This is a genomic window from Nocardia sp. NBC_00565 (assembly GCF_036345915.1).
In the GTDB taxonomy this organism is placed as follows: Bacteria; Actinomycetota; Actinomycetes; order Mycobacteriales; family Mycobacteriaceae; genus Nocardia.
Window position 1 is genome coordinate 9,069,696 of sequence record NZ_CP107785.1, and the last position, 15,215, is coordinate 9,084,910.

Annotated in this window: 14 protein-coding genes; 6 read left to right on the forward strand and 8 right to left on the reverse strand. The window is 67.4% G+C overall.

Going from position 1 to position 15,215, the window contains the following annotated elements:
• Positions 1-16: 16 nt before the first annotated feature.
• The 3 genes from OG874_RS41495 to OG874_RS41505 all read right to left on the reverse strand — a co-directional run bounded on the left by OG874_RS41495 (position 17) and on the right by OG874_RS41505 (position 2,534).
• Positions 17-256: a ribosomal protein L7/L12 gene (locus OG874_RS41495; RefSeq protein WP_330252483.1), complete on the reverse strand. Its 240-nt coding sequence runs from the start codon at positions 254-256 to the stop codon at positions 17-19.
• A 51-nt stretch (positions 257-307) separates the two neighbouring features.
• Positions 308-1,525, reverse strand: coding sequence for an MFS transporter (locus OG874_RS41500; RefSeq protein WP_330252484.1), 1,218 nt, complete (start codon positions 1,523-1,525; stop codon positions 308-310).
• A 160-nt stretch (positions 1,526-1,685) separates the two neighbouring features.
• On the reverse strand, positions 1,686-2,534 hold the full coding sequence (locus tag OG874_RS41505; protein ID WP_330252485.1) for an SDR family oxidoreductase: 849 nt from the start codon (positions 2,532-2,534) through the stop codon (positions 1,686-1,688).
• Positions 2,535-2,614: 80 nt separating this feature from the next.
• On the opposite strand from OG874_RS41505, the gene OG874_RS41510 reads away from it, so the two are divergent.
• Together OG874_RS41510 and OG874_RS41515 are read left to right on the forward strand one after the other, a co-directional pair.
• A complete protein-coding gene (locus OG874_RS41510; RefSeq protein ID WP_330252486.1) occupies positions 2,615-3,574 on the forward strand; it encodes an AraC family transcriptional regulator in 960 nt (319 codons plus the stop codon).
• A gap of 26 nt (positions 3,575-3,600) precedes the next feature.
• Positions 3,601-3,993, forward strand: a complete 393-nt coding sequence (locus OG874_RS41515) for an acyl-CoA thioesterase (RefSeq protein WP_330257638.1) — start codon at positions 3,601-3,603, stop codon at positions 3,991-3,993.
• A gap of 122 nt (positions 3,994-4,115) precedes the next feature.
• Here OG874_RS41515 and OG874_RS41520 read toward each other — a convergent pair whose 3' ends face one another.
• Positions 4,116-4,610 carry an Lrp/AsnC family transcriptional regulator gene (locus OG874_RS41520; protein WP_330252487.1) on the reverse strand — a complete coding sequence of 165 codons (495 nt, stop codon included), beginning with the start codon at positions 4,608-4,610 and terminating at the stop codon, positions 4,116-4,118.
• A 146-nt stretch (positions 4,611-4,756) separates the two neighbouring features.
• Between OG874_RS41520 and pdhA the strand changes: the two genes are divergently transcribed.
• From pdhA to OG874_RS41535, 3 genes are read left to right on the forward strand one after another with little or no spacing between them, the layout of a single operon-like run.
• Positions 4,757-5,869, forward strand: a complete 1,113-nt coding sequence (gene pdhA / locus OG874_RS41525; RefSeq protein WP_330252488.1) for a pyruvate dehydrogenase (acetyl-transferring) E1 component subunit alpha — start codon at positions 4,757-4,759, stop codon at positions 5,867-5,869.
• Positions 5,866-6,837 (forward strand): alpha-ketoacid dehydrogenase subunit beta, encoded by a 972-nt coding sequence (locus tag OG874_RS41530; protein WP_330252489.1) that lies wholly within the window; start codon positions 5,866-5,868, stop codon positions 6,835-6,837. The genes pdhA and OG874_RS41530 overlap by 4 nt, the downstream gene beginning before the upstream one ends.
• 25 nt (positions 6,838-6,862) lie before the next feature.
• On the forward strand, positions 6,863-8,227 hold the full coding sequence (locus OG874_RS41535; protein WP_330252490.1) for a dihydrolipoamide acetyltransferase family protein: 1,365 nt from the start codon (positions 6,863-6,865) through the stop codon (positions 8,225-8,227).
• Between the two features lie 37 nt (positions 8,228-8,264).
• Here OG874_RS41535 and OG874_RS41540 read toward each other — a convergent pair whose 3' ends face one another.
• Complete coding sequence (locus OG874_RS41540; RefSeq protein WP_330252491.1) at positions 8,265-9,485, reverse strand: benzoate/H(+) symporter BenE family transporter; 1,221 nt, start codon at positions 9,483-9,485, stop codon at positions 8,265-8,267.
• A gap of 250 nt (positions 9,486-9,735) precedes the next feature.
• Here OG874_RS41540 and OG874_RS41545 point away from each other — a divergent pair, with 250 nt between their 5' ends.
• The gene (locus OG874_RS41545; RefSeq protein WP_330257639.1) at positions 9,736-10,542 is read left to right on the forward strand and encodes a sulfurtransferase; all 807 of its coding nucleotides are present in this window, start codon (positions 9,736-9,738) and stop codon (positions 10,540-10,542) included.
• Between the two features lie 52 nt (positions 10,543-10,594).
• On the opposite strand, the gene OG874_RS41550 is transcribed toward OG874_RS41545, so the two are convergent.
• From OG874_RS41550 to OG874_RS41560, 3 genes are all read right to left on the reverse strand, one after another.
• Positions 10,595-11,362 (reverse strand): helical backbone metal receptor, encoded by a 768-nt coding sequence (locus tag OG874_RS41550; RefSeq protein WP_330252492.1) that lies wholly within the window; start codon positions 11,360-11,362, stop codon positions 10,595-10,597.
• Between the two features lie 82 nt (positions 11,363-11,444).
• On the reverse strand, positions 11,445-12,212 hold the full coding sequence (locus OG874_RS41555; protein WP_330252493.1) for an SWIM zinc finger family protein: 768 nt from the start codon (positions 12,210-12,212) through the stop codon (positions 11,445-11,447).
• Positions 12,209-15,181 carry a DEAD/DEAH box helicase gene (locus OG874_RS41560; RefSeq protein WP_330252494.1) on the reverse strand — a complete coding sequence of 991 codons (2,973 nt, stop codon included), beginning with the start codon at positions 15,179-15,181 and terminating at the stop codon, positions 12,209-12,211. Before OG874_RS41560 ends, OG874_RS41555 begins: the two co-directional genes overlap by 4 nt.
• Positions 15,182-15,215 lie beyond the last annotated feature (34 nt).

Below are 15,215 nucleotides of genomic sequence, written 5' to 3' on the forward strand. Positions count from 1 at the left end.
ATTTGTACGACCGTCGTCAGTAGCCCCCGTGCTCGCGTGCTTCGACCGCGTCCTTGGCCTCCTTCAGTCCCGCACTGGTATGCAGTTCGCGGTAGAGCTTGATGGCCTGGATCTTTTTGCCCTGCCGCAGGAGTTCGTCGATCTCGCCATAGTCGAGCGAGGCGTCCGGGCTCGGGATGCCGAGGTGCTCGAGGATCAGGTCGAGCTTGCGTTCGAGGCGGTCGATCTTGCGCTCGAGTCTGGTGGCGGCGAACATCTCTCGAACATACCGATGACGGCGGGGCCGGGGCTGGTCTGTCGCATAACGCTATTTACTCTGCGGCCGCACCGCACCGGCTTGCCAACTGCACAGGAGCACCGCGATGAGCGGCGCGACCATGGCGGTGGTGAGGGGAACCAGTGCGGTGAGCCAGCCGATGATGGAGGGGCCGGCGAGCAGGCCGAGGTAGCCGAGGCTGAAGACCCGGGACATATCGGTCGCCGCCGTGGCGGAGCCGAGATTGCCTGCGGCGGTGAAGATTTGCGGAATGCCGCCGGAGAGGCCGAGGCCGCACATGGCCCAGCCGAGCAGGGTCAGCGGAACCCAGCCGGAGGTCATGATCAGGACGAGTCCCAGCGCGGCGATCAGGGTGCCGTAGCGGACCACGGCGACGCGACCGAAAGCGCCGCTGAGGCGGTCGGCGGCAAAACGGCCCGCGGTCATGGTGAACGAGAATGCGCCGAACGCCAGTGCGGCGGTGGCATCGTCGACATCGAGATGGTCGCGGACCTGCAGGGCGCTCCAGTCCGCGGCGACGCCCTCGGTCAGCAGGAGTGCGAAGGCAATAGCAGCCAGCGCCAGTACTTTTCGTGAGCGGTTCTGTTCGGCGGTTCGGGCCGGAGTGGTGTCGGTTGTCGGCCGGACGGCTTCGGCGGAGTCTGATTCGGCAGTGTCGGGGGGCGTTTCGGATCCGGTATCGCCGAGCAAACGCGGCACGAGTGCCGCGGTGATCAGCACGCCTGCCACTGCCGCCAGGGACAAGGTCAGGCGCACATCCCAGCCCGCGCCCTGGGCGGCCGCACCGAGCAGCGAGCCGAGGAATCCACCACCGGAGAACAACGCGTGGAATGCCGACATGATCGGTCGGCGATAGGCCCGTTCGACGTGCACCGCTTGGGTATTCATCGAAACGTCCAGCGCGCCGCTGCCGAAACCGAAGCAGGCCAACGCGATCGCCAGGGTGACCGGCCCAGTCGCGAGCCCGGGCCCGAGCACCGCCACCGATGTGATCGTGGCGGCGGCCCCGACGACCGTCCGGCTGCCGAGCCGGTCGGCGAGCGGTCCCGCGATGCGCATGCCGACGATGCCCGCACCGGCCAGCATCAGGATGAACATGCCGAGCGTGGAATGTGCGATGCCGGTCCGGTCCGTGATGGCGGGTATGTGCACCACCCACATGGCCAGCAGGAATCCGTTCAACGCGAACACCACGAATACCGCGGCGCGCGCTATCCGAATCCGCGGATCGATCGTCGTGGTGGCCACCGATTCGACGGTACCGATTGAATCGGCCCTGTGGCCGCCGATCGGTGCGCGTCGCTACGCGGGACCGGTCCGAGACGCCGTTGTCCGGGATCCGGCTCCGTGGATCTCGCCATTGAGATCCCGCCCGCGCGCGACAGATCTACTTGTCATTTACAACGGGCTACCAACCCTGGATGTTCCAGATTCCGGCGGCCGCCGCCGCATGGGCGTAATCGCGGAAATCCTTCGCCGCCCGCCCCAGCGCGCGCTGTACCCCGTCCGTGGTCTTGGAATTCCTGCCGTCCAACACCGTGCCGAACAGGTAGTCGAGCAGGCTGACCACATCGGCGGGAACCTGGTATTCGGTCAGTGCCGCAACGAAATCCGTCCGGGAGATCGGGATGAAGGCGATCTCGCGTCCGGCCGCCGCGGCGATTTCGCCGACCGCCGCGGCGAAGGTCAGCGACCGTGGGCCGGTCAGTTCATAGAGTTCGCCGCTGTGCCCGTCCTCGGTCAGCGCGGCCACGGCGACATCGGCGATATCGTCGGCGTGTACGAACGGTTCGGGCACATCACCGTTGGGCAGCGCCACCTCGCCCGCCAGGACGTACTCCAGGAATGCGCCCTCGCTGAAGTTCTGCGCGAAGAAACTGCAGCGCACGATGGTCCAGTCCAGACCCGAGCCCTGGACGATCCGCTCGCACTCCACTGCCTCCGGTTCGCCACGGCCGGACAGCAGCACGAGCTTGCGCACACCGTTGGCCTTGGCTGCGTTGGTGAAGGCCCGGATGACCTCCGGTGCGCCCGGTACCGCGAGATCCGGCTGGTAGGCGATGTACACCGCGTCGACGCCGAACAGCGCCGGTGTCCAGGTGCTGCGATCGGCCCAATCGAACGGGATCTCGGCGCTGCGCGAACCGATCCGGGCCGGATGGCCGGCCTGCCGCAGCCGGGTCGCGACGCGACTGCCGGTCTTGCCCGTACCGCCGGTGACGAGCATAAGACGTCGGTGAGAGGTGCTGTTTGTCATGATTCGAGTACATCGGCGCGGGCCGCGAGGAAACATAGTTCAGCGACTCGTGATCATGTGTCGGCGTCTACTGTTGATGTGTGGATGCGCTCGCCAGTCTGCTCGAAGGTCCACGCGCCCGAGGTGCGTTCGTGATGTGCTCGTTGCTCGACCCGCCGTGGTCGCTGCGGATCCAGGACGAGGCGCCGCTGACGGTGGTATCGATGATCCGGGGCACGGCCTGGATCATGACCGACGCGGCGGGCAGCAAACCGCGCCAATTGAGTGCCGGCGATGTGGCGATCTTCCGCGGTCCCGATCCGTATACCGTCGCCGACGATCCGGCCACCGAACCACAGATCATCATCGACCCGGGCAACATCACCAAGACGCCCGACGGTGAAATCCTTTGTGAGACACTGAGTCTCGGTGTACGCCAATGGGGCACCGATCCCAACGGCGCGACCCTGATGGTGACCGGTACCTATGAGTCCGCCGGCGCGGCCAGCCAACGGCTGCTGCGCGCCCTGCCGCCGGTGATCGTATTGCCGCGCGGCGATTTCGATACCCGCCTGCTCGATATCCTGGTCGGCGAGGCCACCAAGGACGAGCCCGCCCAAGGCGTCGTGCTGGACCGGCTGCTCGATATGGTGCTGATCGCCGCGCTGCGCGCCTGGTTCGCCCGCAACGACGCGCCCGCCTGGTACCACGCCTACAGCGATCCGCTGGTCGGCAAGGCCCTGCGTCTGCTGCAGCACAATCCGGCGCACGGCTGGACGGTCGCCAGCCTCGCGGAGACGGTCGGGGTATCGCGCGCCGCGCTGGCCCGCCGGTTCACCGATCTGGTCGGCGAACCACCCATGGCATTCCTCACCGAATGGCGGCTGGCCCTGGCCGCCGACCTACTGCAGGAATCCGACGCCACCATCGAGTCCATCGCCCGCCAAGTCGGCTACGGCAGCGCCTTCGCACTGAGCACGGCCTTCAAACGCCACTTCGGCGTCAGTCCCCGCGACCATCGACAGGGCACCAACCCGGCTGAGCTATCGTCGGCCGGGTGACGCAGCAGTATCCAGTTCTCTGGCCGATGCCGACCCGCTGGGCCGATAACGACCACTACGGCCACGTGAACAATGTGACGTACTACTCATACTTCGACACCGCGGTCAATGCCTGGCTGATGCACGCCACCGGCACGGATATCCGCGAGCTGCCCGCGCTCGGCGTGGTCGCCCAGACGTCCTGCCAATACCACGGCTCCCTCAGCTTCCCCGACCAGCTGCAGGTGGGTTTGCGCATCTCCCGCCTCGGCCGCTCCAGTATCACCTACGACCTCGCCATCTTCCGCGAAGCCGGTGACGCCCTCGACCTAGCCGCCACCGGCACCTTCGTCCACGTCTATGTAGACAACGAAACCCGCAAACCCGTCGAAATCCCCGAAATAATCCGCACCGCCGCCGCCACTCTCGTCACAGACTGAGTTTCCCTTCGCCCGCCGGCCGTAGGATGTCGGCGCCGGAGCCGAGTTCCTCGCTCTGCTCTAGCCTTCGGCGCCATCCCAATGTGCCACCATGACAAGCGAAATCGGTTCGGGCCCGAGGATCAGCTGAGGCCGGCCAGTCGATCGAGTAATGGCGCGGTGCGCGGCCCGACGAATTGCTGCATCACCAACGCCATGTTGGTGCGCTCCACACCGGGAATCTTCAATATCTGCCCGGCGACCCGATACAGATCGTCGGCATCCTGCGCCACCACTCGGACGGTGAGATCGGTCAGCCCGGTCATGCCGCATACCTCCGTCACCTCCGGCACCCGGGCAAGTTCGTCGACCACCGAATCCAATCGATGCTGATCGACGACAACGGCGACGAAGGCGGCCAGCGGGTAGCCCAGCGCCTGTGGCTGCACTCGCCGCTCGAAGCTGCCGAGCACCCCACTCGCCTCCCAGCGCGAGAGTCGAGCCTGCACGGTATTGCGGGACAACCCGAGCCGGGTAGCCAGCTCGACGCCGGTCGCGCGGGGGTTGGCGACCAGCTCCAGCAACAGTCGCGCGTCGGTGGCATCCAGGATCACGTCGGCGGGTTCTCTACTGGACATACAACGCAGTATGACATCAGAAGGTGATTCGGATTTGAGCATTCTGCTTACTCGCATGTCGGTCACTTGCGCATTTCGCATTCTCATGGATGCTATGTGATATAGGGCACACCAGCCCTGCGCTCGTGGTCAGGAGGCGATCCCGAATGACGAATAAAACCGACTATCCGGTTCAGTTGATCCAACCCGACGGCCGCCGCGTACTCGACCGAGAACACACCGCCCTGATCGCCGATATCGGACCCGAACAGCTGCGCGCGCTCTACGCGGACCTGGTGATCACCCGCCGGATCGACACCGAGGCAACCGCCCTGCAACGCCAGGGTCAGCTCGGATTGTGGGCCCCGATGCTCGGGCAGGAGGCCGCCCAGGTCGGCTCCGCGTACGCCCTGCGCCCCGACGACTACGTCTTCTGCAGCTATCGCGAGCACGCCGTCGCCTACTGCCGCGGCGTCCATCCCACCGAGATCACCCGAATGTGGCGCGGGGTCGCGCACTCCTGCTGGGATCCTCACGCCGTCAATATGACCAATCCGAACATCATCGTCGGCTCGCAGGGCCTGCACGCGACCGGTTATGCCTACGCCGCCCACCTCGACGGCACCGAGATCGCGACCATCGCCTACTTCGGCGACGGCGCATCGAGCCAGGGCGATCTGGCCGAGGCGCTGGGCTTCGCCGCGAGCTGGAGCGCGCCGGTCGTATTCTTTTGCCAGAACAACCACTGGGCGATCAGTTCCCCGGTCCGGATACAGAGTGCGACGCCAATTGCGCGGCGCGCCTACGGATATGGCATCCCGGGCGTCCAGGTCGACGGCAATGACGTACTCGCGGTGCTCGCGGTGACCCGCCAGGCCGCCGCCCGGGCTCGGACCGGTGGCGGCCCGTCGTTCATCGAGGCGCTCACCTACCGCATGGGTCCGCACACCACCGCCGACGACCCCACCCGCTACCGCTCCGCCGCCGAGACCGAGGAGTGGGCGCGCCGCGACCCGATCGCGCGGATGCGCAAGCTGCTGGAGCGAGAGTCGCTGTGGGACGAGACATTCGAGCGACAGGTCGGTGCTCGTGCTGATGAGGTCGCGGACCAGGTGCGCACCGCGACCATCGATATGCCGGATCCGGCGCCGACGCAGCTGTTCGATCACGTCTATGCCACCCCGCATCCGCTGATCACCCAGGAGCGGAGCGAGTACGCGGCGTACCTGGCCGGTGATCCCGACGAGGCCACCGCGCGACCGGAAGGAGTTCCCACATGATCACGACCTTCGCCGCCGCGCTCAATGCCGGACTGCGACGGGCCATGGACGACGACCCGAAAGTCGTGCTGATGGGCGAGGATATCGGCCGCCTCGGCGGGGTGTTCCGCGTAACCGACACGCTGCAGAAGGATTTCGGGGACAACCGCGTCATCGATACGCCGCTGGCCGAATCCGGCATTGTCGGAACGGCTTTCGGTATGGCGCTGCGCGGTTATCGGCCGGTGTGCGAGATCCAGTTCGACGGCTTCGTCTATCCGGCCTTCGACCAGATCGTCTCCCATGTGGCCAAGATCCACTACCGCACGCAGGGAAAAGTGCTCGCGCCCATCACGATTCGCATTCCGTTCGGCGGCGGGATCGGTTCGGTGGAGCATCACTCGGAGTCGCCGGAGGTCTATTTCGCGCACACCGCCGGACTGCGAGTGGTGACGCCGAGCAATCCCGCCGACGCGTATTCGATGATCCGCCAGGCGATCATGCTCGACGACCCGGTCATCTTCTTCGAACCCAAGCGGCGCTACTGGGACAAGGCCGAGGTCGACTTCGATGCCGAGGCGCTGCCGCTGGACCGGGCCCGCGTCTGCGTCAGCGGTGCCGACGCCACCATCGTCGCCTACGGCGGCACCGTGGCCTCGGCCATCACGGCCGCGAAAATCGCCGCCGAGGAAGGGCATTCGGTCGAGGTGATCGATCTGCGCAGCCTCTCGCCGATCGATTTCGACACCATCGAGGCGTCGGTGACCAAGACCGGCAGGCTTATCGTCACGCACGAGGCGCCGGTCTTCGCCGGACTCGGGGCCGAAATCGCGGCGCGGATCACCGAGCGCTGCTTCTACTACCTGGAGGCGCCGGTGCTGCGCGTCGGTGGCTTCGACATCCCATACCCCCCGGCTAAGCTCGAAAAGCACCATCTGCCCGATCCGGACCGCATCCTGGCCGCGGTCGATCGATCGCTCGCCGCCTGACCACCGCACACTGAGAGGTGCCCCAGTGGAAGATCATGCCCCCGACGACGATCAGGGTCATGTCCTGGAATTCCGGCTGCCCGATCTCGGCGAGGGACTCACCGAGGCGGAACTGGTGTCGTGGGCGGTGGGCGTCGGCGATACGGTGCAGCTGAATCAGACGATCGCGGAGGTGGAGACGGCCAAGGCGGTGGTGGCGCTGCCGTCGCCGTTCTCGGGTCAGGTGGTCGAGTTGCTCGCACAGCCCGGGCAGACCATTGCCGTTGGGGCGCCACTGATCCGGGTGCGCAATGACCTCGAGGTCGGGCCGGAGAATGCGAATGGGCGGACTTCGGTGCTGGTGGGGTATGGGCCCGAAGCCGAGGCCGTATCGCGGCGGCGTAGGCCGGTCGCGGCGCCGTCGGAAGAGATTGCCGCTGCGGCGACGTCACCGGAGTCAGGACAGCGGAGTGCCAGCAGTACGGCGGGGATGAGCAGAGCCGCGGCCACACCGGCGGCCCGCCGACTCGCCCGGGAACTCGGAATCGACCTCTGGTACGTCGCGGGCTCGGGTCCCGATGGCGCGGTGACGGTCGAGGATGTGCGCAGTGCGGTCCCGGTATCGCAGCCGCGTGCCGTGGGCCCGGCCGCCACACTGCCGACGACCCCCTCGGTCACCGATCCGAACGCGGGCATCATCCGGCCCGCCGTCCGCGAGGAACGCACCCCGATCAGCGGGATCCGCAAACGCACCGCGGCGGCCATGGTGGTGAGCGCCCGCACCATCCCGCAGGCCAGCACCTTCGTCACCATCGACTACACCGCGTCGATGGAACTGCTCGATCACCTGCGCACCACCAAATCCTTCGAGGGACTGACGCTCACGCCGCTTGCGCTGGTCGCCAAGTCCGTGCTCGCCGCCCTCACGGAGTATCCGGGCATGAACGCGTTCTGGGACGACGCGCACCAGGAGATCGTCACCAAGCACTATGTGAACCTCGGCATCGCCGTGGCCACCGAGCGCGGGCTGATGGTGCCCAATCTGAAGGAAGCACAGGCATTGAGCCTGCGCGACCTGTGCCGGGAGATCGGCTGGGTGGCCGAGACCGCACGTTCGGGTCGCGCCACGCCGACGGATCTGCGCGGCGGAACCTTCACCATCACCAATGTCGGCGTCTTCGGTGTCGATACCGGGGTTCCGCTGGTCAATCCGGGTGAGGCGGCGATCCTGTGCCTCGGCTCGATTCGCAAGCGGCCGTGGGTGTTCCGCGATGAGCTGGCGGTTCGGTGGGTGACCACGCTCGGCATCAGCTTCGACCACCGCATGATCGATGGTGAACGCGCCGCGCGCTTCCTCGCGACCGTCGCGGGGCTACTCGAGGATCCGCTGACTCTGCTGAGCCGGATGTAACAAGGCGAGCGCCGACGTGAGCTGGTCGCGCCGCGCGTCAGTCTTGCCGGTGGGCAAGAACTTTGCGCACGACCAAGCCGGCGACCAAGGCCCAGAAGGCGGCTCCGATACCGAGGAAACCGACACCGGAGGCCGCGATCAGGAAGGTGACCACGCCCGCCTCGCGGTGCTGTTCGGATTTCAGCGCACTGGCCAGTGCGGCGGCGAGGGTGGCCAGGAGGGCAAGGCCCGCAACGGTTTCCAGGGTGCCCCTGGGTGCGGTGGCGATCAACGTGACGAGCGCGGCCGAACCGAGCGCGAGGATCAGGTAGGTCCCGCCCGCGGTAAACGCCGCGATCCAGCGGCGCTTCGGATCCGGATGTGCGGCGGGGGCGGCCGAGAGCGCCGCGGAGATCGCGGCCAGGTTGATGGCGTGCCCGCCCGCGGGTGCGCCGAGGATGGTGCCGATGCCGGTCACGGTCATCGAAGCGCGCCACGGCACGTGGTAGTCGAAGGACTTCATGACGGCGGTGCCCGGGATGTTCTGCGATGCCATGGTGACGATGTAGAGCGGGACGGCGACCCCGATCATCGCCTGCCAACTCCAGTGCGGCACTGTCAGTTCGAGTGCGGGCGTCATCGCGGCGAAGTCGAGATGCTTGTGCTGCACCGCGATACTGATGCCCGCTCCGATCGCGGCGGTGGCGAAGGCCGCGATAACCGCCCAGCGTTTGGCGAATCGCTGCAGCACCAGCCACACCACGATCACCGGCACCACCACCGCCGGACTGGCCGGTACGGCCTGCACCGGCGCGAGACACAGCGGCAGCAGCACGCCGGCGAGCATGGCCTGCGCGATCTCCACCGGAATCGCGGCGACCAGATTGCCGAGCCGCTGCCACAGTCCGGTGATCACGATCAGCACGCCGGTGATCGCGAACGCGCCGACCGCGGCGGGCCAGCCACCGGCGATCGCGCCGGTGCTGGCGAGCAGCGCCGCGCCCGGCGTCGACCAGGCCAGTGTGATCGGCAACCGGTAGCGATAACTCAGCAGCATCATGCCGATGGCTTGCGTCACGCACAGCGCCAACAATCCGGACGCCGCTTGCGCCGAGGTGGCTCCGACCGCCGTCAAACCGCTCAGTACCACGGCGAACGCACTGGTGAACCCGACCAGTGCGGTGACAGCGCCGGCGCCGAGCGGCTGTGCGAGCCCCACCTCCGGTGTGACCGGTGGCGCGGACGGAGTTTCGGCGGGTGCCGGAGAAAGCCTGGACATTTCTGGAATCCTCCCCGGTGATCAGTCCAGTTGTCACAGCCAGTGGCCGGAAACTGGACTGAATTCCGCCGCATCCGGCTAGTGTGATCGCCTAACCGCGTCGGAGGTGCCACCGTCGTGAGTACAACTCACCGAGTGCGTCCGAAACCGATGCGGCACATGACGCAGGACCTGTACGCGGGCATAGTGGCTCTTACTAGTATGGCGTGAGTACTCGGAGAGGCGGAACAGAGCGTTGTTGAGCGCGGTACTGATCTCGGCGGATGAACTTCGGGAAGCATTGGCGGACAAGCGGGTTCGTCTACTCGATGTGCGTTGGGCACTCGGTGATCCGGACGGCCCGCAGCACTATCTGGACGGGCACATCCCCGGCGCGGTCTTCGTCGACTTGGAGACCGAACTGGCCGCACCACCGTCCCCCGCACGCGGGCGGCATCCGCTGCCCGACCCCACGCAGCTGGAGAAGTGCGCGCGCAGCTGGGGCGTGTGCAACGGCGACCCGGTGGTCGTCTACGACGCGACCGGCGGCATGGCGGCGGCCCGGGCCTGGTGGCTGCTGCGCTGGGCCGGGATCGCGGATGTGCGGATCCTGGACGGCGGCCTGCCCGCGTGGACCGGTGCGGGCCTCGAGATCGCCGCCGGTGCGGAACCCGATCCCGAATTCGGTGATGTCGAGTTGAATCCGGGCCAGCTGCCCGTCATCGATGCCGACGCGGCCGCCAAATGGTCCGGCGTACTGCTCGATGCGCGGGCGGGCGAACGCTACCGCGGCGAGGTGGAGCCGGTCGACCCGCGTGCGGGTCACATTCCGGGCGCGGTGAGCGCGCCGACGGCGGAGAACCTCGATGCCGACGGACGGTTCCGCGGCGCGGACGCCCTCCGAGAGCGTTTCGCGGCACTCGGTCCCGGCCCCGTCGCGGTCTACTGCGGCTCCGGCGTAACCGCCGCCCACCAGGTCGCCGCACTCGCCGCCGTGGGCATCGAAGCAGCCCTCTACCCCGGCTCCTGGTCCCAATGGTCCAACGACCCGAAGCGCCCGGTCGCCACCGGCGTGTGACCGCTCGGCGAGTGACGCATGGCTGCGGCAAACGCGTGTGCCACTCGCTTGATCAGGCGACGAACGCCTGGGAGATCTGGTGGGTCAAGGTGTCCCGGGCGGTGGTCAGGGATGGGCCGTACCAGGTGAGGCTGCGGCCTTCGACCAAGGCGACCGGAAGGCCGGGGAAGGCGTCGGGACCGTCGGATCTGGTGAATACGTAGGGTTCGTCGGGTAACAGCACCAGTTCGATATCGCGGGTCAGTTCGTCCTCGGAGACGTGTGGGTAGCGCTCGGCGCGGTCGGCGTGCACGAGCCGCAGGCCGAGGCGTGCTGCCAAGTCACCGGTGAAGGTGTCGTGGCCGACCACCATCCACGGATTGCGCCAGATCGGGATGACCGCGTTCCGTGTCGGTGCGGGAGGCGGTGCGGCCCAGGATGATTCGGCTTCGGTGAGCCAATTCGGGACCGTCCCGCCGAGGGCTTCGGTGAACAATCGGCGCAGCGAGCTGAAGCTTTCGTTCAGCGTCTCGATTCTGGTGACCCACACCGGAATTCCCGCCTCCCGCAAACGCTCGACATCGATGCGGCGGTTCTCCTCCTGATTGCACAACACCAGATCGGGTGCCAGCTCGATGATCCGGCGCCCGTTCGGATTCTTCGTCCCGCGGACGCGCTCGACCTCCAGATCGACCGGGTGGGTACACCAATCCGTCGCCGCGATGAGGACTTCGGGTCGGCTCACCGCGACGGCCTCGGTCAGGGAGGGGACCAGCGACACCACTCGCCGAACCGGGTGACCGATGGTGACGGCCGCGCCCAGATCGTCGAGGGTTGTCATGACAGGACCCGATGGCAGAGGTCGCGCAACTGTCCGGGCGGCACAGTTGGGAGCATATTGCCCGCGCCGCAGCGCACCGCGGTCACCGGTCCAGCGCGTCGTAGATCGCCCGGAGATCGCGTAGCCCGGCCGCGGCCATCGGTTCGTCCTCGGCGATCATCCGCAGCGCGCGGCGCAGCAGCACCGGATCGAGATCGTCGATGGCGGGACGGAATTCGACCTTCGGCAGGTCGGGCAGTTGAGCGTGGTCGCCGTAGGGATCGTCGGACACGGTTGGGCTCGGGTCGCGTTCGATGCCGACGATGAGGGTGTCCAGGTCGAGGCCGCGCAGCGTGAGGATCTCCCGGGGACGCTCGTCGAGACGTTCGGCGAGCAGGTAGCAGACCGCCGCCACATGTTTGCACGGCCATCCCGGATCCGGGCAGGTGCAGGAGAAGTCGAGATCGGCGGCCGTGGTGGGCAGCAGATGTTCGCCCAGGCTCGTCGGCAATGCGCCGGAGGCGATATCGGCCAGCACTCCGGGCGCGGTCCGGATGGTCTCGATGAGCAGTTCCAGTTCCTCGTCGCGCAGCGGGCGGATGGCGAATATCGCGGTGAACGGGCGCGGCTGGCTCCCCTGTACTTCCGCGGTGACCGCGCCCGGTTCGATCCGATAACTCACCACCTGCCCGGCCCTGGCGTAGGTGCGGCCGCGGGCGAGTCGACCCGGTTCGGCCATCTGCTCGACCGCCTCGATCAGGGCCTTACCCCACCAGGTGCGCCCGAATCCGCCACGGCGGCTGCGTGCTTCGACGCCGCCCGACACCGGGCGGCGCTTGCCGTACTTGCTGTAGTCGTTGAAGGGGCTCAATCGCCGACCGCCTCGGCACCGAGGGCGAACAGTTGGTGCAGCTCATCCGTACTCAATTCGGTGATCCAGTTCTCGCCGGCGCCGATTGCCAGATCGGCGAGTTGGCGCTTACCGCTGATCATTTCGTCGATCTTCTCCTCGATGGTGTCGACGCAGATCAGCTTGCGCACTTGTACATTGCGGTGCTGACCGATCCGAAAGGCGCGGTCGGTGGCCTGATTCTCGACCGCCGGATTCCACCAGCGGTCCAGGTGCACGACATGATTGGCCGCAGTGAGATTCAGTCCGGTGCCACCGGCCTTGAGCGACAACAACATCAACGGCGGGCCGTCCGGCGTCTGGAACCGCTCGACCATGGTGTCGCGCTGTTTCTTCGGCACCCCGCCGTGCAGGAACGGGATCGCGGTGCCGAACCGCTCGGCCATGAACGGCGCGATGAGTTCGCCGAATTCACGGAACTGAGTGAACAGCAAGGCCTTCTCACCATCGGCCAGCACCGCGTCGAGGACGTCCTCGACCAGCGCGAGCTTGCCGGAGCGGTGGCTACCGCGGTGCAGCACGCCGGAACCGTCGCCGAGGAAGTGCGCGGGATGGTTGCAGACCTGCTTGAGCCGGGTCAGCGCGCCGAGGACCGCGCCCTTGCGCGCCATCCCCTTCGCGTCCTTCAGTTTGGCCATCATGTCGTCGACCACCGCCTGGTACAGCGCCGCCTGCTCCACGGTCAGGTTCGCGCGCACCGTCATCTCCAACTTCTCCGGCAGATCACTGATGACGGCGGGATCGGTCTTCACCCGACGCAGCACGAACGGCTGGGTGACGGCGCGCAGCCTGCTGATCGCGTTCTCGTCCCGATCGCGCTCGATCGGCACGGCGAAGCGGGCACGGAAGGTCTGTGCGCTACCGAGTACCTTCGGCATGGCGAAATCCAGAATCGAGCGCAACTCCTCCAACCGGTTCTCCACCGGAGTTCCGGTGAGCGCCAGCCGATGTCGCGCGGGCAGCGCCCGTGCCGCCTTCGCCTGCCTGGTCCCCGCGTTCTTGATGTGCTGGGCCTCGTCCAGCACCACGCGATCCCACTGCTGCCGCGCCAATTCGACTGCGTCCCTTGCCAAGAGCGAGTATGTGGTGATCACCAGATCCGCGTCGGCGACGGCTTCATCGAGCTCGTCGCCGACTCGCCGCCCCGCGCCGTGGTGCACCAGGACGCGCAGATCCGGCGCGAACCGCTCGGCCTCACGCTGCCAGTTACCGACTACCGACATCGGGCATACCAGCAGTGTCGGTGCCGGAGCACCGTCGTTCGGTTGGATGCCGCCTTCGTCATGTCCGGCTTTGGCGCTGCGCACCTCGCTGAGCGAAACGACTTCCGCGCCAACGTGTTGCTCGGCGTTCCCAGCTGGCGCGGTGACCACCTGTCGATCGGCGCGGGTGGCGTCTTCGTTCCGCGAACGAGTGTTCTCGCGCTCATGCACCAGCAGCGCCAGCACCTGCACGGTCTTACCCAGACCCATATCGTCGGCCAGGATTCCGCCGACGCCGTAGCGGCTCATGGTGGCCAGCCAGGACAGGCCACGCTCCTGGTACGGCCGCAGCTGTGCTTTGAGACCGACCGGCGGGGTCACGGGTTCGGGTTCCCGAGTCTGATCCAGCAGGTCTGCGGCCCAACCGGTTGCGGTGACCTCGGTGATCGGGACCTTCTCGACATGCCCGCTGACGAGTTCGCCGACCAGGTCTGCGAAGGTGAGTTCGGTATCGTCGAGATGGGCGGCGACATAGCGCGCGGCGGCGGCCAGCACCTTGTGGTCGGCCTGCACCCATTCGCCGCGCAGCTGCACCAGATCCGATTTCGAGCGGACCAACCGGGCCATCTCGGCCTTGGTCAGCACGGTGTCGCCGAGCGCGAGTTCCCAACGGTAAGAGACGAGTCCCTGCATGCCGACGGTGCTCTCGGCGGCGGGGACCGCGCTGTCCACGCGCAACCGCATGGTCGGGGCGGAAATGTTCCAGGCGCGCGGCAGGAGGAGCCGGACGCCCGCCGCCTGCAACGCGTGTGCGCCGTGCTCGACGAGATCGGCGACCACCTCCGTCGGCAGTAGCAGGTCCATCGATTGTGGGTCGCTGGGCAGGTCGCGCAGTCGCGGATAGGCCCGCGTCGCCTCGCCCAGCTTCTCGATCGCCGTTCGGACCAGTACCGGATCACCAAGTAGCGGAACAGGATTCGGCGCCTCGCCAGCAGCGCGCAGGCAGACCTGCAGCCGCCACAGTGCCACTACATCGTCGGTGTCCGGCTCCTCGTCGAGCTCACCGAGACCGATATCGCCCTCGGGCTCCAACAGGCGCAGCACCAATTCCGGCTCGTCCCCGGTCAAACTCGCGCGCCAACGCTCGAGCACCTCGGCCAGCTGATGGCTCCCACCATCCAGGGCAACATCCCCGATCAGCGCGGCCACCAACGGATGCACCGACGCGGGCGGATCCAACAGCTGCCTCGCGATCGGATCGGCCAGCTCGGTGACCATATCCTCGAGTACCATCCCCGGCTTTCCCGCGACGCGCAGCGCGGGCGGCATCGCCACCACTAATTCCGCGAGCCACGCACGCTGTCGCTCCCCACCGACCAACCGCCACCGCACCCACCACTGCCCGTCATCCCTGCGCAGCTCAGGGACCACCCGCCCCGCCCGCACCCACCGCTCGACCCCCCGCGCGACGTGCCCGAGAAACCGCAGATCCCCAGCGACCGCCTCCATCGGCAGCCGCTGCCGCAGCGCGACCGCGGCCGCCGCCGGTGCCATCGCATGCGCCCGAACCTGCTCGACCGTCCCATCCGCCCCGTTGACCAGCACCTGCGCCCGATGCCGGAACTTCGACGCCGCCAACACCCCACCCAACGGATCCGGTAGCCCGACCACCGGGGCCTCCTGCCACAGCAGCAACCCCGATCCCGGCGACCACAGACCGTGCAGCATCACCCCATCCAATCAGGTACCTCCGACAACGATC